The sequence below is a fragment of the Campylobacter concisus genome (assembly GCF_003048875.2).
GTDB classification, from domain to species: Bacteria; Campylobacterota; Campylobacteria; order Campylobacterales; family Campylobacteraceae; genus Campylobacter_A; species Campylobacter_A concisus_AU.
Genome location: NZ_CP049264.1, coordinates 1,307,001 through 1,324,238 on the forward strand (window position 1 = coordinate 1,307,001; position 17,238 = coordinate 1,324,238).

20 protein-coding genes and 1 other RNA gene are annotated in these 17,238 nt (G+C 40.7%); 4 read left to right on the top strand and 17 right to left on the bottom strand.

The genetic code is table 11. The features are described 5' to 3' along the window. The first annotated feature begins 37 nt into the window (after positions 1–37). Positions 38–400 (top strand): DUF488 domain-containing protein, encoded by a 363-nt coding sequence (locus tag CVT07_RS06570; protein WP_107936226.1) that lies wholly within the window; start codon positions 38–40, stop codon positions 398–400. Here the strand turns inward: CVT07_RS06570 and mnmA are convergent. Genes mnmA through aroQ form a run of 11 tightly spaced genes read right to left on the bottom strand, consistent with a single transcriptional unit; the run spans position 387 to position 9,228 of the window. Beyond that, positions 387–1,439, bottom strand: a complete 1,053-nt coding sequence (gene mnmA, locus CVT07_RS06575) for a tRNA 2-thiouridine(34) synthase MnmA (protein ID WP_430748117.1) — start codon at positions 1,437–1,439, stop codon at positions 387–389. The genes CVT07_RS06570 and mnmA overlap by 14 nt on opposite strands. Positions 1,440–1,455: 16 nt before the next feature. Then, positions 1,456–2,046, bottom strand: coding sequence for a TIGR00730 family Rossman fold protein (locus tag CVT07_RS06580; protein ID WP_087583760.1), 591 nt, complete (start codon positions 2,044–2,046; stop codon positions 1,456–1,458). After that, complete coding sequence (gene fliY / locus CVT07_RS06585; RefSeq protein WP_107936230.1) at positions 2,046–2,900, bottom strand: flagellar motor switch protein FliY; 855 nt, start codon at positions 2,898–2,900, stop codon at positions 2,046–2,048. The genes CVT07_RS06580 and fliY overlap by 1 nt, the downstream gene beginning before the upstream one ends. Beyond that, positions 2,890–3,993 carry a flagellar motor switch protein FliM gene (gene fliM / locus CVT07_RS06590; RefSeq protein ID WP_012140115.1) on the bottom strand — a complete coding sequence of 368 codons (1,104 nt, stop codon included), beginning with the start codon at positions 3,991–3,993 and terminating at the stop codon, positions 2,890–2,892. Before fliM ends, fliY begins: the two co-directional genes overlap by 11 nt. Continuing rightward, the gene (locus tag CVT07_RS06595; RefSeq protein WP_004317527.1) at positions 3,993–4,697 is read right to left on the bottom strand and encodes an RNA polymerase sigma factor FliA; all 705 of its coding nucleotides are present in this window, start codon (positions 4,695–4,697) and stop codon (positions 3,993–3,995) included. The genes fliM and CVT07_RS06595 overlap by 1 nt, the downstream gene beginning before the upstream one ends. Further along, positions 4,669–5,013: a hypothetical protein gene (locus CVT07_RS06600; RefSeq protein ID WP_012140116.1), complete on the bottom strand. Its 345-nt coding sequence runs from the start codon at positions 5,011–5,013 to the stop codon at positions 4,669–4,671. The genes CVT07_RS06595 and CVT07_RS06600 overlap by 29 nt, the downstream gene beginning before the upstream one ends. 13 nt (positions 5,014–5,026) lie before the next feature. Then, entirely contained in the window at positions 5,027–5,893 is an 867-nt protein-coding gene (locus CVT07_RS06605) for a P-loop NTPase (RefSeq protein WP_107936232.1), read from the bottom strand. Further along, a complete protein-coding gene (gene flhF, locus CVT07_RS06610) occupies positions 5,886–7,244 on the bottom strand; it encodes a flagellar biosynthesis protein FlhF (RefSeq protein ID WP_107936234.1) in 1,359 nt (452 codons plus the stop codon). Before flhF ends, CVT07_RS06605 begins: the two co-directional genes overlap by 8 nt. Positions 7,245–7,253: 9 nt before the next feature. Then, positions 7,254–7,730, bottom strand: a complete 477-nt coding sequence (gene folK / locus CVT07_RS06615; protein WP_107936236.1) for a 2-amino-4-hydroxy-6-hydroxymethyldihydropteridine diphosphokinase — start codon at positions 7,728–7,730, stop codon at positions 7,254–7,256. Beyond that, a complete protein-coding gene (locus CVT07_RS06620) occupies positions 7,727–8,752 on the bottom strand; it encodes a M24 family metallopeptidase (protein WP_107936238.1) in 1,026 nt (341 codons plus the stop codon). The genes folK and CVT07_RS06620 overlap by 4 nt, the downstream gene beginning before the upstream one ends. Beyond that, a complete protein-coding gene (aroQ, locus tag CVT07_RS06625; protein WP_107936240.1) occupies positions 8,749–9,228 on the bottom strand; it encodes a type II 3-dehydroquinate dehydratase in 480 nt (159 codons plus the stop codon). Before aroQ ends, CVT07_RS06620 begins: the two co-directional genes overlap by 4 nt. Positions 9,229–9,312: 84 nt before the next feature. Here aroQ and mqnF point away from each other — a divergent pair, with 84 nt between their 5' ends. Both mqnF and sppA read left to right on the top strand, forming a co-directional pair. Further along, entirely contained in the window at positions 9,313–10,530 is a 1,218-nt protein-coding gene (gene mqnF, locus CVT07_RS06630) for an aminofutalosine deaminase family hydrolase (protein ID WP_107936242.1), read from the top strand. Continuing rightward, the gene (sppA, locus tag CVT07_RS06635) at positions 10,518–11,381 is read left to right on the top strand and encodes a signal peptide peptidase SppA (RefSeq protein WP_107936244.1); all 864 of its coding nucleotides are present in this window, start codon (positions 10,518–10,520) and stop codon (positions 11,379–11,381) included. The genes mqnF and sppA overlap by 13 nt, the downstream gene beginning before the upstream one ends. A 56-nt stretch (positions 11,382–11,437) precedes the next feature. Here the strand turns inward: sppA and CVT07_RS06640 are convergent, their stop codons facing one another. From CVT07_RS06640 to CVT07_RS06650, 3 genes are all read right to left on the bottom strand, one after another. Further along, the gene (locus CVT07_RS06640) at positions 11,438–12,907 is read right to left on the bottom strand and encodes a WG repeat-containing protein (protein ID WP_196375712.1); all 1,470 of its coding nucleotides are present in this window, start codon (positions 12,905–12,907) and stop codon (positions 11,438–11,440) included. Between the two features lie 88 nt (positions 12,908–12,995). Further along, positions 12,996–13,354, bottom strand: a transfer-messenger RNA (tmRNA) gene (ssrA, locus tag CVT07_RS06645). A gap of 29 nt (positions 13,355–13,383) precedes the next feature. Continuing rightward, positions 13,384–13,788 (bottom strand): phosphorelay protein, encoded by a 405-nt coding sequence (locus CVT07_RS06650; RefSeq protein WP_107936248.1) that lies wholly within the window; start codon positions 13,786–13,788, stop codon positions 13,384–13,386. An 85-nt stretch (positions 13,789–13,873) separates the two neighbouring features. Here CVT07_RS06650 and panB point away from each other — a divergent pair, with 85 nt between their 5' ends. After that, complete coding sequence (panB, locus tag CVT07_RS06655) at positions 13,874–14,689, top strand: 3-methyl-2-oxobutanoate hydroxymethyltransferase (RefSeq protein ID WP_107936250.1); 816 nt, start codon at positions 13,874–13,876, stop codon at positions 14,687–14,689. A gap of 75 nt (positions 14,690–14,764) precedes the next feature. Here the strand turns inward: panB and CVT07_RS06660 are convergent, their stop codons facing one another. From CVT07_RS06660 to CVT07_RS06670, 3 genes are read right to left on the bottom strand one after another with little or no spacing between them, the layout of a single operon-like run. Next, positions 14,765–15,652, bottom strand: a complete 888-nt coding sequence (locus tag CVT07_RS06660; RefSeq protein WP_107936253.1) for a cache domain-containing protein — start codon at positions 15,650–15,652, stop codon at positions 14,765–14,767. Beyond that, the gene (locus CVT07_RS06665) at positions 15,645–16,016 is read right to left on the bottom strand and encodes an HIT family protein (protein ID WP_107936255.1); all 372 of its coding nucleotides are present in this window, start codon (positions 16,014–16,016) and stop codon (positions 15,645–15,647) included. Before CVT07_RS06665 ends, CVT07_RS06660 begins: the two co-directional genes overlap by 8 nt. Before the next feature lie 14 nt (positions 16,017–16,030). Beyond that, the gene (locus CVT07_RS06670; RefSeq protein WP_087583746.1) at positions 16,031–17,071 is read right to left on the bottom strand and encodes an AI-2E family transporter; all 1,041 of its coding nucleotides are present in this window, start codon (positions 17,069–17,071) and stop codon (positions 16,031–16,033) included. Between the last annotated feature and the right edge of the window lie 167 nt (positions 17,072–17,238).

Genomic DNA, 17,238 nt, shown 5'->3' on the forward strand with positions numbered 1-17,238 from the left:
TTATATTTGTAAATTTATCAGGACTAAAATCACGCTCATGTTTAAAATTTATAGAATTTACGACTTTATAAAAAGTGACGACGATAGTTTTAAAGGTGTCTTTATTGATAGGCTCTATCCAAGAGGGGTGAAAAAAGAGATATTTTCAGCCTTTATCTGGCTAAAATCGGTCACTCCCTCAAATGAGCTAAGATCGTGGTTTCATGAAGATAAAGAGGCTAGGTTTGATGAATTTTGCAAAAAATTTAGGCAAGAGCTAAATGGTAAAGAGGGGCAAGAGGGGCTAAAAGAGCTTAAAAAGCTAGAAAAAGAGTATAAAAACGTGGCGCTTCTAACTGCTGTCAAAGAGCCAGAATTTAGCCACGTCAAGGTGATAAAAGAGGCGCTTAGTTCTTTATAAAGCCACTTGCGATGACGCGATCACCATCATACATCACGCAAAGCTGACCTTGCGCTACGCCAAGTGCGTTTTGATTTAGCCTTAGCTTTGCTGTTTTGCTAGCTTTATCAACCTCAGCAAAAGCCTCAAGTTTAGGGCTTCTATATCTTATCTTTGTTTCGCACTCAAATTTATCTTCATCGATAAATAAATTTACATTTTCAAGCTCGACCACCTTTTGAGCAAGGTCATCCTTCGTGCCGACAACGATCTCGTTTTTTTCGGCATTTATCTTGATGACAAAGTGTGGCTCATGAGCGCCAAAAACCTCAAAACCACGGCGTTTGCCGATAGTGTAGTGCATGTAGCCTTGGTGGCGGCCGATGATATTGCCGTCTTTACCCACCACATTGCCTGGTAAATTTGTGTTGTAGTGCTTGTTTAAAACCTCGATGTAGGTATTTTCGACAAAGCAAATTTCACTACTTTCTGCCTGAGTAGCGAACTCTTCAAGCACTTTTACGCCTCTTGCTAGCTCTTTTATATCTTTTTTAAATTTATCCCCAAGCGGGAAAATGACATCTTTTAGCACCTCTTTTGGCACCTGAGCTAAAAAGTAGCTCTGATCCTTGCTAGGATCTTTGGCGCAGGTTATAAAACCATCAACCACCTGCACATAATGCCCGGTAGCAAGCTTCTCGCAGCCATTTGCCTTTGCAAAGTCAAGTAGCGCTCCAAGCTTTATAAATTTATTACACAAGGCGCAAGGATTGGGCGTTTTACCCTCTTTGTAGAGCCTGACAAATGGGTCATAGACATATTCGTTAAATTTATCCTGCAGATCGAGTATATGCACCTTGATGCCAAGATATTCGCCCACTTTTTTGACTTTTCTGATATTTTCTTCGTGATATCCTGGCTTTTGATGAAGCATCATGTAGCAGCCTTGCACCTCATGTCCAGCCTCTTGCAGAAATTTAGCCGTCATCGTGCTATCTACGCCGCCGCTCATTGCAACCATTATTTTCATATTTTTACCTTTTTTAAATTTAAAGGCGATATTTTATATCTTATTTTTAAATAGCCAAAATTTCGCTTACGATAAGCTCTATATCATCGGTGATTTTATATAAATTTAGATCTTCTTCGTTTATCGTTTTTTGAGGGATCAGCGTCTTTCGTATAAACTCATCAAGCCCTTGCCAAAACTCACATCCATAAAGAAAAATTTTCACTTTTTTGCTGCCAACATGAGCTAGCACTAAAATTTCAAATAGCTCATCAAGCGTCCCAAAGCCGCCAGGGAAGACGACAAATGCGATAGAGCTGTCAGTTAGGGCAAATTTTCTTGGGCTTAAATTTGAAAAGAGATATTTTGCGGTGACGTATGGATTTGTTTGTTGTTCAAACGGCAGCCTCACGTTTAGTGCGACGCTAGGGGACTTTGCGCTATCAAACGCACCCTTGTTTGCCGCTCTCATTATGCCATCCCCACCGCCAGTTAAAATGGCAAAACCTAGCTCATTTAGCTTGTAAGCTAGCTCGTATGCCTTTTTGCAGTAGAAATTTTCTTCATCAAATCTAGCCGAGCCAAAGAAGGTTACATTTTTGTTTTTATACTTTAAAACGCTTGGAAATTTTAAGAGATCATTTACTAATTCATTCATTATTTTAACTGCTGAAGCCTCTCGCGTTTCGAGCCTATCTGAGTGATCTGGATGCCAAAGTTGCCGTCTATTATGACCACTTCGCCAAGGGCTATCACCTTATCTCCTATCAAAATTTCAAGCGGGTCGTTTGCGAGTTGATTTAGCTCGATGACTGAGCCTATATCCATAGTGAGCACATCTTTTAAGAGCATCCTTTTTGAGCCGATACGAACACGCATTGGTAGTCTAACGTCCATGATAAGGCCGATATTTCTCATCTCCTCTGCGCTAAATTCGCCCTTTAGTGCATGGGGAGCAGCTGCAGCTTTTGCAGCATCTACTGGCTCGCTTTTAGCAGGCTCAAAAAATCTCATAAGCGTGTGATCGCAGACAAAAGCCACATGCTCATTTATATCCTCGATCTTTATGTTAAACAAAAAAAGCTTTTCAAAAACGCTAAAATCAAGCGATGAGTTTTCATCTAAGAAATTTACATTTATCACCTCAAAGCTGATCTTTGGCATGCCTTTTTGCGCTCCAAGAGAGGTGCTAAAGGCGCTAAAAAGGTTTGAAAATATCTCTTTTGCAGCGTCAAGCTCGTCGCTACCGAGATTTTCATTCTTTGAAATTTCCTCCTCGCCCATCATCCACTCGCTAACCGCGCTTATAAGCACCGGCGTGCAAGCGATCTCAGCTTTTGCATTGATGTCGCCACTTAATGTCACGCTAGCCATGACAACTGGCGGTTTTATGCCATTTTGCGCTGGCGCGTCAAATTCGTTTCTCTCGCCGATCTCTGGCGCTCTGCCAGTTAGCCCTTCGATGGTCGCTTTTAGTTCATTTGAAAAGATGTTAAAAAATTCATTCGTCATTATCTTCGCTCTCTTCTTCGTTGTTGTGTTCGTTGGCCTCGTCGTATGCCATTAGTTTTGCTTTTCGCTCTTCTTCGTATTTTTCTAGGATGTGTTTGATCTCGTCTTTGTCAGAGCGGATTAGCTGCTCGATCTTGATAGACTTTCTAAATCTATGAAGCCCAACTTCAGCCAAAAATACCTCTTTTTTATCGATGCAAACGATCGCCTTATCATCAGCGCCTCTATCAAGCCTTAAGATATCGCCCTCTTTTAAATTTAAAAACTCATTTACGCTAACGATTGATTTACCAAGGATCGCCTCATAAAGCACCTCGGCACGACCTATTAGAGTTTTTAGCTCTTTGTTTCTACTCTTTTTAGCGCTAGTTTCGCCAAGCATGATGTCCCTGTTTGCAAGGCGCGAAAGGATCGGCTCTAGGTAGATGACTGGATAGCATAAATTTATCATGCCGCTTGAGCCACCAACGATGATCTCCATGACGACCATGATGACGATCTCGTTTTGAGATACGATCTGAACGACGTTTGGACTGCTCTCTTTTGCCTCGACGTTTGGATACATATCAGTTATCATCGACCAGCTCTCTTTTAGGCGCTGCATGATCATCCTAAGCACCGCATCAAGTAAATTTACCTCGATGTCAGTTAGCTCCCTGTTTGCCTCAAAATTTTCACCAGTTCCGCCAAGCAAGCGGTCTATCATAGGAAATGCTATGCTTGGATTTATCTCTAATATGCAGTTTCCATCAAGTGGCTTGATAGAAAAGACGTTAAAGCTAGTTGGGCTTGGCAAACTCATCAAAAACTCGCCGTATGTCATCTGATCGACGCTGTGAAGTCTAAGCTCAACGATACTTCTCATAACGCTTGAAATTTGACTAGCTAGGTTTCTAGCAAGCTTGTCGTGGATACCTTTTATCGCGCGGAGCTGCTCTTTACTGACGCGGTTTGGACGCTTGAAGTCATAGATAATGATCTGTTTTTGCTCGCCTTGTGGGCTCTCTTCTATCTCGATATTGCTCGTATCGCCGTCTTCATCGACGACTTCAAGTAGCGCATCTATCTCTTCTTGACTTAAAATATCAGCCATTAAACCCCCAAGCTGCGTCTGATGCGATCAAGCAAACGTTTATGAATTTGTGAAATTCTACTCTCGCTGATGTTCATTATCTCGCTGATCTCTTTTAAATTTAGCTCTTCGTAGTAGTAAAGCTGAACTATCATCTGATCACGCTCGTCAAAGTCCTTTAACGCACTTTCGATCTTTAAGATAAGATCCTCTTTTTCTACGCTTTTTTCAACATCGCTTTGACCGATTAGCTCCATTTGCTCGTCTATTGGCAAGATGGTGATGATGCCACTAACCCCCCTTGCCTCTCTTATCTTTTCGATATCTTCATTTAGTTTTTCAGCCAGATACTCGTCGCTTGGCTCTTCTTCGTGCGTGTTAAAGTAGTTATCTATCTCGGTATTTATGCTCTTTACTAGCTTTCTGTCGCTTCTACTAACGACATCAAGCGCTCTTAGGTAGTCAAGCATTGAGCCATAAATTCTCTTTTTGCCATATCCCCAAAATGAGTCGTTTTGCTCTTTGTCATACTTCCTGCTAAGCTTTATCATCTCTTCAACGCCAACGCTTATAAGGTCGTTTACGTCGATACTTGAAGGCAAGCGCTCCTTTAGCCTAAACGCCATCGCGCGCAGAGCTGGCATGTATTTTAAGACGATCTCGTCTTGCTCTTTTTTAATGGTGCTTTTATAAGCGTTAAGCTGCTTTTGCTTTAGTTCGTACATTTTGCTTACCAGAGTCTAAATTTTCGGTGGTTACTTTTAGCATGATATTTTCCATCCGTTTTTCCCTAACGTTTAGCTCAGAGATGAGATAGTCCGCGATCTCCTCATGTCTTTGCTTGTCAAAAAATTTCTTCAAAGTCCTTTTTACATCGACGTAGTTCATTATCACGATGTGAATTATAAGGTAAAAAAATAAAGTAATAACTAGCGTATAAACGAGCATTTCGATAGGCTCGCTCACCTTTAGCAAGGTAAAAACTATGCCTATGAAAAATCCACAAACCGTAAAAAATGCTATAAAATTTTCTGCACGCAAAGCTCAATCTCCATTAAAATTGTTCTATCAAACGCTTAAAGAAGCCCCCAAAACTCCTGCTTTGCTCATCCTTAAGCACTTTTCGTTCCAACCTATAAAGCAAATTCGAAGCTATCTGCTTGATCTGCACGCTAGCAGAGCCGTAAGCTTCGTCATCTGTAAAGAGTGTCCTTTGCTTTATGCTCCTTGCCACGCTCTTATCAGAAGTCACGTAGCCAATTAGCTCTAAATTTAAATTTGGTCCGATATTTGCATTTGCCACTCGCTTTACATTTTCATAAATTCTAGTGGCCTCAGCCTCGTTTTTTACCATATTTAAAAGTAAAAGCTCATTATTTTTAAATCTTGAAACGATCTTTATGACCGCATACGCATCGGTTATCGCCGCAGGGTCAGGCACGGTTACCACGACAACCTCATCAGCCGCCTCTAAAAAGAGCTGCGTACTGCCGCCTATGCCAGCACCGGTGTCGATGATCAAAAAGTCAAGCTGATCAAGCTCGCTCGCCTCATCTAAAAATCTCTCAAATAAAAATTGATTGTTAAATTTTAAAATTTCATCACCGCTCTCGCCAGGGATAAGGATGAGATTTTTATTTATAGGTATCAAGATATCTTTTAAGCTGCACTCGCCCTTTAGCACGTGAAGCAGGTTTTTGCCCATTTTAACGTTTAATATAACATCAAGGTTTGCAAGGCCGATATCAGCGTCAAAAAGCCCTACTTTATAGCCATTTTGCGACAAGACATTTGCTAAATTTGCACTTATCGTACTCTTGCCAACGCCGCCTTTGCCGCTTGTGATCGCTATGAAATGCGTATTTTTAGCCTTATTTTGAGACTGGACTAAATTTTGTAGTTTTTGCGCTTGGTTATTCATCGCTAGCCTTTTGCTTTGTAAAGCCGTCAAACACGCACTCTACTAAAAATTCGCTCTTCGCCTCCACAAGATCATCAGGCACCTCTTGACCCACGCTAAAGTAGCTAACTGGCGTGTTTGTCTCATATATCAGCGAAAAGACGTTGCCAAAAATTTTGGTCTCGTCAAATTTTGTGATTATTAAAGTGTCGATCTGTAAAAATGAAAATCCATTATAAATTTCTATTAGATCCTCAACCTTTGAGCCAGCTGAGAGGACTAAATTTACATCGATCTTTGCGCCACTATGCTTTAAAAATTTATCAAGTCTTTCAAGTTTTTCTTTGTCATACTGCGAATTTCCGGTGGTGTCGATTAGTATCACGTCGCAGTAACTAAGCTGCTTTATGGCGTTTTGAAAGTCCTCGACCTCTATGACGTCAAGGATCGGCAGCTTCATCATCTTAGCGTATTGAAATAGCTGTTCGACCGCTCCGATACGATACGTATCAAGCGTGATGATGCCCGTTTTATAACGCTTTTCGTTGCCGTAAGCAAAACGAGCCGCAAGCTTTGCAAGAGTCGTCGTCTTGCCAACTCCAGTTGGGCCAACTAGCATCATTATGCGCTGTTTTTTATCACTTATCTCTTTTCTGCAAGGCAGCATGTTTCGCAAAAGTGAGTAAAAGTATCTTTTTACCGCGGTTGGGTTGCTTTTCATAGAGACTGGCAAATTTTCAAGCGTCGTTTGCATGATCGCCTCTAAATGCTCCTCTTTCATGCCGCTTTGTTTTGCGAGCTTGTAGATACTAGCAAACTCCGGCGGGATCGAGAGATTGTTGCGATTTGGGGCTTTTTCGTCCCAGATCATGTCAGTTATCAGCCCTATTTTCTCGCTTAGCACGCTTACTTGCTTTGCCACGTCGTCTATTTTTTTATTCATACCATTTGTGCTTGGCTCTTTTATCTCGTTCATATCGACATTTGCGATCGCGCTTATCTCTTTTGCGACGTCTGAGATATTTAAAAGCACGCTCTCATTTGGGTCGTAAGGCTCAGGCGACGTCGTTTTTGCCTCAAATTTAGCAGGCTCCTCTTTTATCTCAAATTTTGGCTTTGGCGGCTCGTAGTTTTTACTAAATTTAGAGTAGGCATTTTCATAGTTTATTGCTTTTACATTTGGCTTTGGTGGCTGTTTTACCTCGTCCTCTTCGACGCTTACTAAAATTTCATAAAGCGGCTTTTTGTTTATCGTTTTGGCTTGAATTTGCTTTGTGGTGACGAGTATGGCCTTCTCGCCGCACGCCTCTTGAGCCTTTTTCAAAGCCTCGATGGTGCTCTCGCCTGTAAAAGTATGAAATTTTGTAGCCATTTATATCCTTTAACCTCTCATAAGCCCTAGTGGCACGATCACGCTAAGCCTCTTACCAGCCCCTGGGTGCGGGACGATAAGGCGCGGCGTCTTATAGACTTTTTTACTAAAATACAAAATATCCAGATCAAGCGTGCGTGGCGCATTTTTAAACATCCTCACGCGCTTAAATTTACTCTCATAGTGCCCCAAAATTTTTAGCAAATTTCTAGGGCTCACAGATGTTTGTAAATTTATAACAGCGTTACTAAAATCATCCTGCGCTTCGTAGCCAAACGCCGCATTTATAAGGATCGGCGAGACTTCAACCACGTGAAAACGCCTATCTTCACTAATCGCTCTTATAAATTTATCAAACCTCTTTGCGCTATCGCCGATGTTGCCACCCATGCCAACTAGCGCCTCATACTTAAACTCATCTCTTTTATGAAAAAAACTAGGGCAAAAACGGCTTTTTACGATCTTTCTTGCTCCAGCTAGCCTCATAAAATCTCGCACCCACCTTCTCTTGCGACCACCACGTCTTCGATACGCACGCCAAATTCATTTTCTAGATAAATTCCAGGCTCCACACTAAAGACCATGCCCTCTTTTATGAGCGTTTCGCTTCTTGCTGAGATGACTGGAAGCTCGTGTATATCGACACCCACGCCGTGTCCTGTCGAGTGAAAAAAGGCCTTTTCATATCCAGCCTTTGCTATCACGCTTCTTGCTGCAAGGTCTATCTCGCACGCCCTAACGCCAGCTCTAGCGACCTTTATCGCAGCAGCCTGAGCCTCTTTTACGATCTCGTAAATTTCTTGCATCTTGGCGTTTTTAAATTTTTGCTCCTTTGAGAAGTTAAAATTTTCATCAAAGCAAGCAGTTCTAGTGCGATCAGAGCAGTAACGCTTAAATTTCACCCCGGCGTCAAGTAGCAGCAAATCGCCCTTTTTTAAAATTTTATCTCCAGGCAACGCATGCGCCTTTGCGGCATTTTCGTTTATCGCTACGATCGGATCAAAGCTAAGACCTAGCTCGTTTTTTTGCCTAAAGATGAGCGAGGCGTTAAAATGAAGCTCTTTTTCGCTCATCCCCTCGCCATTTTCACGCACAAATTTAGCAAATTCATCAAAGCATTTTGCTCCAAATTCGCTAGCTTTTTTTAAAATTTTTATCTCATCTTCGCTCTTGCAAATTCTCTTTAGCCTAGAGAAATTTGCCTTTGGCTTGAAATTTATCTTAAAACCCTTGCTAAGCGCGTTATACTCGCTTAAACTTAGCTCATCAGGGTTAAAAACGAGGCTGCTTGGCTTCATCTTTCTTAAAAATGCCCTAACCTCGCTTATTAAATTTCTCTGCGCTAAAAGAACGACCACGCCAGCATTTACGCAGCTTTTTGCCTCGAAATAATATCTCGCGTCCGTGAAAAAATATTTCACGCCATCAAGACATAGCAAAAACTCATTGTCGCAGCTGTAGCCGCACTCGTAAAATACGGCGTTTTCGTCCTTTAAGATGAAATTCATTGTGCTTTTTGATTTGCTCTTACTGCTTTGATTTGCTCAAAAATTTGAAGCATGCCTATCATCGCCAAATGGTAGCCAACTGGTCCAAAGCCCACGATCTGGCCTGCTGCAACTGGTGCGATGAGGCTTTTGTGGCGGAACTCTTCTCTTCTATAAACGTTACTGATATGCACCTCTATAACTGGCAGCGAAACCGCACTTAGCGCGTCACGGATAGCGATAGATGTGTGAGTGTAAGCGGCTGGATTTATGATGATGCCATCAGCCTCACCCAAGCACTCTTGGATCTTATCGACTAGCTCGCCCTCAAGGTTGCTTTGAAAAAACTCGATCTCAACGTCATTTTGATCGGCAACGATCTTCATTTGAGAGTGGATATCCTCCATCTTCATAACGCCGTAAATTCCTGGCTCTCTAGCGCCAAGCATGTTGATATTTGGGCCTTGGATAACCATTATTTTTAGCTTCTTATCCATGTCACTCCTTTTTAATTAAATAGCCCAAATTATACATTTTCGTTCCTAAATTTTCGCTACAATAACAAAAATTTAAGGCTAGAAATGGAAATTTTAAAAGCAAAAAAGATCATCACTGGCGGAGAAAATCCAAAAATTTTAAGAAATTCTTGTCTTGTCATTGATGAGGGTAAAATTTTAGAAATTACAAGCGAAAAAGAGACGCAAAAAAAATTTAAAGATGCGAAAATTTGCGACTTTGGTGACAGCGTGATCGCTCCAGCCTTCATAAATACGCACGTTCATTTGGAATTTAGCTCAAACGTTAGCACACTAAAATATGGCGACTTTATAAAATGGCTTGGCTCTATCGTCGATAAAGGTGGCGAGCTAGCTAAAATGGACGCTAAAAAAGCGATGAATGAAGCCATAAATTCGCTGTTAAAAAGCGGAGTTTGTGCCATCGGCGAGATATCTAGCTTTGGCTCGGAGCTTGAAATTTTAGCCGCTAGCCCACTAAAAGTCGTGCTTTTTAGTGAAATTTTAGGCTCAAATGAGCAGATGCTTCAGCAAAATTTGCAAAATTTCTTAGCTAAATTTGAAAAAACAAAGGGCTATAAAAGCCAAAATTTCACCCCAGCCATCTCACTGCACTCGCCATACTCTGTGCATCCAAAGCTCGCCAAAGCCGCCCTTGAGATAGCTAAAAAGGATGGTCTTCTTGTAAGCACGCACTTTTTAGAGAGCAAGGCTGAAAAGCAGTGGCTAGAGCACGGCAGCGGTGACTTTAAAAAGCATCTTTTAAGATTTAGCCAAGATCCAAAGCCGATGTATGACGCGCAGGGCTACTTTGCGATGTTTCGTGAGATAAATACGCTATTTACCCACTGCATTTATGTGAGCGATTTTGCTAAATTTATGCCTCATCACAGCGTGACACACTGCGCCGTTTCAAATAGGCTACTTGGCAAAAAGGCGCTAAATTTAAAAGAAATTTTCAAAAACAACGTCAGTCTAAACATCGGCACAGACGGCCTTAGCTCAAATATCAGCCTAAATTTTTGGCATGAGCTACGAGCCGCCCTTTTTACCCATGCTAGCCTTGATCTAAACGAGCTTGCCACTAGGCTTTTTGTCGCTGCAACGCACGGGGGCGCAAAGGCACTTAGGACAAATAACGGCGAGATAAAAGCAGGACGCGCGGCTGATCTTGCAGTCTATAACGACCTAGAGTGCGATGATAGCGAGCTAATACTTCAGCTCATACTTCATACAAACGAGGCTAAAAAACTATATATCGGAGGCAAAATTTGCAAATTTTAAGGCTTATTTTTAGAGGATTTTTGGGAATTTTTAAATTTATAAATAACTACTTTAAGGCGCTCATATTTTTACTCATCTTATTTTTTATATTCGCGCCAGATGGCAAGATGAAAGAGTCAAATTTAGCCCGCATAGACATCACCGGCACGATAATGGACACAAGCGAAATTTTAGATGCGCTCGAAAAAGCAAGGCTTGATAACAACATCAAAGGCGTGCTGCTCTACATCGACAGCCCAGGCGGCGCGCTAAGTCCTAGCGTGGAGCTAGCCATGGCGGTCAAGAGGCTAAAAGAGAGCAAAAAAGTGCTCGCATACGCAGCTGGCAACATGGCGAGCGGCAGCTACTACGCTGGCGTAAATGCTGATACTATCGTAGCAAACCCGGGCGCTTTCATCGGCTCCATTGGCGTCATCATGCAAGGGGCAAACATCGAAAATTTAGCCAAAAATTTAGGCGTGAGCGAGCAGGTGGTGAAGGCTGGCGAGTTTAAAGAGGCTGGCACCTTTATGAGGAGCTGGAGCAAGCAGGAGCGTGAGAGCTTGCAAGGGCTCGTAAATGACGCTTACATGCTCTTTGTAAGCGACGTGGCGGAAGCTAGAAATTTAGATATCAAGAAAAAAGACGAGTGGGCAAACGCAAGGGTCTTTTTGGCACACAATGCCCTAAAAATGGGGCTAATTGATAGCCTTGGTAGCTACATAGACGCTCAAGATGAGCTAGCAAAAATAAGCCTCGTAGATGAGCCCATCTGGCAAGAAAAACCGCAGCTAGAAAAGATAATGGAGAAATTTACAAAGCAAGGCATAAACTCGCTTTTTGGCGCATTTTTTGAGACAAAGCTTAGATAGAAAAGCATCCAGCCAGGGCTAAATTTAACTGGCTGGCAAAGCTTTTTATAGCTAGCCTATCTGAAATTCCCTTCGCTATCCACAAAGATATCTCGCTCTGCTATTTTTATCAAAAAAGTAGTTTCATTTATCCTTTGAAGCACCTCAAATTTACCATAAATGCTATTTTTGATAACGACATTAAAGTTTTCATCCAAAAGTCCAAATTTATCACCTAGCCGTGATAAGTAGAAAGTGTTATTTGACCTGTCTATAACCTTATCAAACACCTCCATTATCTCATTTTTGCTTTTGTCAAAAATGACAGGGTATCCTTTGGTGTTTATATATCCCCATTTGCCATCTTTTTGAACAGCAGCAAAGCCTTCGTAAAAGCCATAAACATCATCAAATTTACACTCTATGATCTGCTCACCTTTGGTGTTTATATATCCCCATTTACCATCTTTTTTAACAGGAGCAAAGCCTTCGCTAAAGGTACGAGCATAATCAAATTTACACTCTACAATCTGCTCACCTTTGGTGTTTATATATCCCCATTTACCATCTTTTTTAACAGGAGCAAAGCCTTCGCTAAAGGTACGAGCATCATCAAATTTAAACTCTACGATCTGCTCACATTTGGTGTTTATATATCCCCATTTACCATCTTTTAAAACAGCAGCAAAGCCTTCGTGAAAATAATAAACACCATCAAATTTACACTCTACGATCTGCTCAAATTTGGTGTTTATATATCCGTACTTGCCATCTTTTTTAACAGCACCAAAGCCTTCGTAAAAGCCATAAACATCATCAAATTTACACTCTATGATCTGCTCACCTTTGGTGTTTATATATCCCCATTTGCCATATTTTTCAACAGCAGCAAAGCCTTCGTTAAAGTCACGAACATCATCAAATTTACACTCTACAATCTGCTCACCTTTGGTGTTTATATATCCCCATTTGCCATCTTTTTTAACATTAGCAAAGCCTTCGTGAAAATAACCAGCATAATCAAATTTACACTCTACAATCTGCTCACCTTTGGTGTTTATATATCCCCATTTGCCATCTTTTTTAACAGGAGCAAAGCCTTCGTTAAATCGACAAGCATCATCAAATTTACGCTCTATGATCTGCTCACCTTTGGTGTTTATATATCCCCATTTGTCATCTTTTTTAACAGGAGCAAAGCCTTCGTTAAATCGACAAGCATCATCAAATTTACGCTCTATGATCTGCTCACCTTTGGTGTTTATATATCCGTACTTGCCATTTATTAGAACAAGAGCAACGCCTTCGTGAAAACAACCAGCATCATCAAATTTACGCTCTATGATCTGTTCGCCTTTGGTGTTTATGTATCCATATTTGTAATCTTTTCCAACAATAGCAAAGCCTTCTTTAAAATCGCCAGCATAATCAAATTTACACTCTACGATCTGCTCACCTTTGGTGTTTATATATCCCCATTTGCCATCTTTAAAAACAGCAACAATGCCTTCGTCAAAATAATTAACATCATCAAATTCCCAAAACATATCCCTCTCCTTTGTTTATATGAGTTGTGTTATTTTAGTTTATATTATTTTAAAAAGTAAGTAAATTTGAGAGAAATTTAAAGTGAAATGGTGGAAGCGAGGGGGATCGAACCCCTGTCCAAAAGCAAAATCCGTACAGCCTCTACACGCTTAGCAAAAGTGAAAATTTCATCTAAAAAGGCTCACTTTCCAAAACCAAAATTTAGACTAAGACTTAAATTTCAGCTAGCAAGCAGTCACTTTGCTGGCCTACTCTAGCTAAATTACTCGCTTACATCCTAGCTAGAATGAGACAAAGCGAGGCTCAACTGAACTTACGCAGCTTTAGCGTAAGCAGGAGCGAAATTAACGTTGTTTGCGTTTAAATTTAATTTGAGCTTTTTACGCTTTGCTCAAAGCGACGTGCCACCGTACACACTCTGCTCCTGTCGAAGCCAAGTCGCTCCCATAAAAATGAAATGGTTTAGTTGGATTGTTTAGTCAAGCTTTGCAGGTACGTCAATGATCTTTGGCTCAAGGACGCTAAAATACTCTAGGTCTCTCTCGACGTCGCCTTTGTATTTATGAAACTGATCGCTGATAAGCAGTAACCAATCTATAAATTTATCATTTGCTGGACCTTTTAAGCCTCTAGCCTCTTGAGTGACCTCTTCAGCCAAGGTTGTCAGCTTTAAGATCGGGTCAAGATGCATAAAACCTGCTGCTGATTTGATATTGTGAAAGATCCTAGAAAGCTCTAAAATGCTCTCCTTATACTTATCAGCTCTTCCTAAATTTATTATCAAAGGCTCTAGTAAATCGCACATCAAAGTGTAGTGAGAGAGAAACTCCTCAACTATATCGTAAGAATAATCTACTTCAAGCCTTTTTAATATACCCATTTTCATATCCTTAAGAAATTGGCGTAATTGTAGCAAAATTTTGATAAAATTGTTAGCATTATCACAAAATTTACCGGACTTAGCCATGAAAGATGAAACAATCGCAAAGAAAAAACTCACTATAAATGATATAAAAAACAAAAAAGGCGTTGAGCCTATCGTGATGATAACTGCCTATGATGCGCTATTTGCGAAGATTTTTGATGATTATGCTGATATTATCCTTGTTGGCGATAGCTTAAACATGAGCTTTAATATGAAAGAGAGCACGCTAAGTGCTGATATGAGAACCATGCTCTATCACACAAAGGCCGTTTGCGCCGGGGCTAAAAAGACTTTTATCCTAGCTGATATGCCATTTGGCAGCTACACAAACGAAAAACAAGCGATCAAAAATGCGATGAAATTTTTCAAGCAGACAAATGCCGATGCGGTGAAGCTTGAAGTTGGCATGCATCAGGTAAATTTAGTAAAACGCCTCTGTGAAGAGGGCATAAACGTAATGGCTCACATCGGACTAAAGCCGCAGTTTTTTAAATTTGAGGGTGGATACAAGATAAAAGGTAGAAGCGAACTTGAGGCAAAAAGGCTAGTTGAAGAGGCTTTGGCGTTTGAGCAAGCTGGCGCGTTTAGCATACTGCTTGAGGGCACGCTTAGCAAGGTAGCAAGCGAGATAACAAGGCAGGTTCGTGTGCCAGTTGTGGGCATAGGCTCTGGGGCAGATGTCGATGGACAGGTGCTTGTCTGGTCTGATATGTTGGGATTTTTCGAGGACTTTAAACCTAAATTTGTCAAGCGCTATCTTGACGGAGCCACCCTTGTGCGAAAAGGCGTGCAAAGCTATGCTAACGAAGTAAAAAACAAAATTTTCCCAAGCGAAGAGTTTTCATATAAGGGTTAAATTTATACTCCAAATTTATAAAAATTCTGCAAAAAACTCTAGCAACACCAAAGCTCTAGAGCATACTTTTTAAATTTAAAAAAGCTCTTCTGATTCAAGATAATTTTGCGAGATGTTTCGTTCTTTTTCGTCGGTATTTACGTGAAGGACGTAGTAGCCTATCTGCGTGTTGCTAGCATCAAGTAGCGGCACAACGCAAAAATAGTGCGTCTTATATACGTAAAATTCATACTTTTTAAGGTCGATATCACGCAAAATTCCAACTATATTTAAATTTGCACTGCTTAAATTTTCGATGTAATAATCACTTAAAATTTGATCACTTGGCGCGCTTTTATGTGCTGGCATCTTATCTTTTGATAGTAGCACAAAAAGGTCTATGCCTTGCGTTTTATAAAAATTTCCAAGTGAGTCGTAGTTTAGCAAAACCTCGATGCTACCGATGTTTTTGCCCTCATGCATCACATTTGAAACAGCCCTTATATGCACTCCAGCATACCACGCCTCGATGCCAACCATGGGCTTATTTTGCCGCCTTGACTCTTGGACTAAAAACCTGCCACTAGCGATCATATCGCCATATCTGTTTAAATCCCAGCTTCTTACGTAGCTTTTTATATCTTTGTCGTAAAGATGAAGCTTGATGTTGTTATACATCGATGCTGCGCCAAGAGTTTTGGTCAAATTTTCGATATTTTTTACGCATTCGTCGCGGTTTTGACCTAGCAAGCACATCTGTATAGACTCATTTTGAGCAAGCAAGATCGAGATCGCCATTGATGAAAATTTCTCATCATCGATACTTTTGTTTAGCTGCTTTACATGGTAGTCAAAAAAGACACGCATATTGTTTTGCTTTTTTTCAGCCATGTATGAGCTATAAAGAAAGTAAAAAAGGCTACCAAGCAGCGCAAAAACGACTAAAACGATATAGATATTAAAATATTTTTTGTATTTACTCAAAACTAAGCCTTAGTTTTTCTTCTAAAAATTTGGCAAATTCGTCAAATTTAGGCAGCTCAAGCTCGCTTTTTCTTTTGGGGTTAGCCCAAACGCTATCTGGGAAAAATGCATCGTTTTCAAATCTCGCAATAACATGAATATGCACGTGTGGCACGTAGTTTCCAAAGCTTGCGATGTTTATCTTAGTTGGTTTATAAAACTCAAGCATAGCCTTTTCAGCCACCAACATAGCCTCAAAAAGCCTAGCCCTACTCGCTTCGTCGCAGTCACTTAGCTCCCTATATGGCTTTGCGCTAAAAATTTTCACCCACGGAAGCTCGTTCTTTTCGCGCTCAACTCTTATAAATTTATCTTCATATATCATATTTTGCCCCTATTTTATACGAAATTTCTCTCTCGCAAAAGCGTGTAAAGCTTGATCGTTGAGATAAAAAATGTCACGATCGCAGGTCCGAGGATCACGCCCCAGAAGCCAAACGTCGTGATACCAGCGATCATCGCAAAAAAGATGAGTAGCTCGTTTATCTTTGTTGGTATCTTGACTAATTTTGAGTTTATAAATTTAATGACAAGCGGCTTTAGCAGCGTATCAGCGCCAAATGAGATCACGATAATAGTGTAAAGTGCGATCGTGATAGCGGCTGCTGTGTTGCCATTTGCAAACTCATAAATACTAATAGGCGCCCACGCCAAAAAGCCGCCAACGACTGGAATGAGTGAAGCGAAGCTAAAAAAGATGCCAGTTAGCACTCCGTCATAGCCGTAAAAACTGGTGATAATGGCAAACAAAAAGCCCTGAATGATCATATTTGCGATGGTTGAGTAAAAAACGACGCCCATCACGTTGCCAACCTCGCTTAGTATCGACTCAGTGTCCTCTTTTTTAAGCGGAAGCGCCTCTTTTAGGTAGTTTATAAGCTCGTTGCCGTAAAGGTTGCAAAAGAAGAAAAAGACTAGGATGATGATCATATCAACGCCAAATTTAAGGCTTAGTTTGCCTAAATTTGCAAGATTAGCAGCGACTTGCGAAAATAGCATCTTGATATCAAGCCCGCCTATAAATTCCTTTATCTTTGGCTCTAAGAAATTTATCGACTCTGGCAGGCTAAAGTCGTAGTTTTTGATAAATTCAATGGTCTTTGTGACGTTGTTTATGTCAAAGCCAGCTGCGTATTTCGCGATCTCCACGACTGCGTAAAGAAGCGGCGCGATAAATAAACAAAGAAGCGCAAATGTCGTAAGACCTGACGAGAGCGTTTTGCGGTTTTTAGTAAGCGTTAAAAATGCGATCTGCACGTTTGCAACAGCCACTGCGAGCAGCGCTGCGATAAAAATGTCAAGTAAAAATGGTTTAAAAAGATAGACCACCAAAGCCAAAGCACAAAACGCAAAAATTCCAAAAAATAGCCTATTATTCATCTCGCTCCCTTAAAATGGGGTAATTATAGCAAATTTATAAAAGCTACTCATTTGCTTGATAAATTTGCGAAAACGCTTTGGCTCCAAATTTGCAAAGAGCAGGCTTTTGGCATTTTTAGCCTGCCACAGCTTAATAAATTTAGATAAATTTATGCCTTACGTAAATT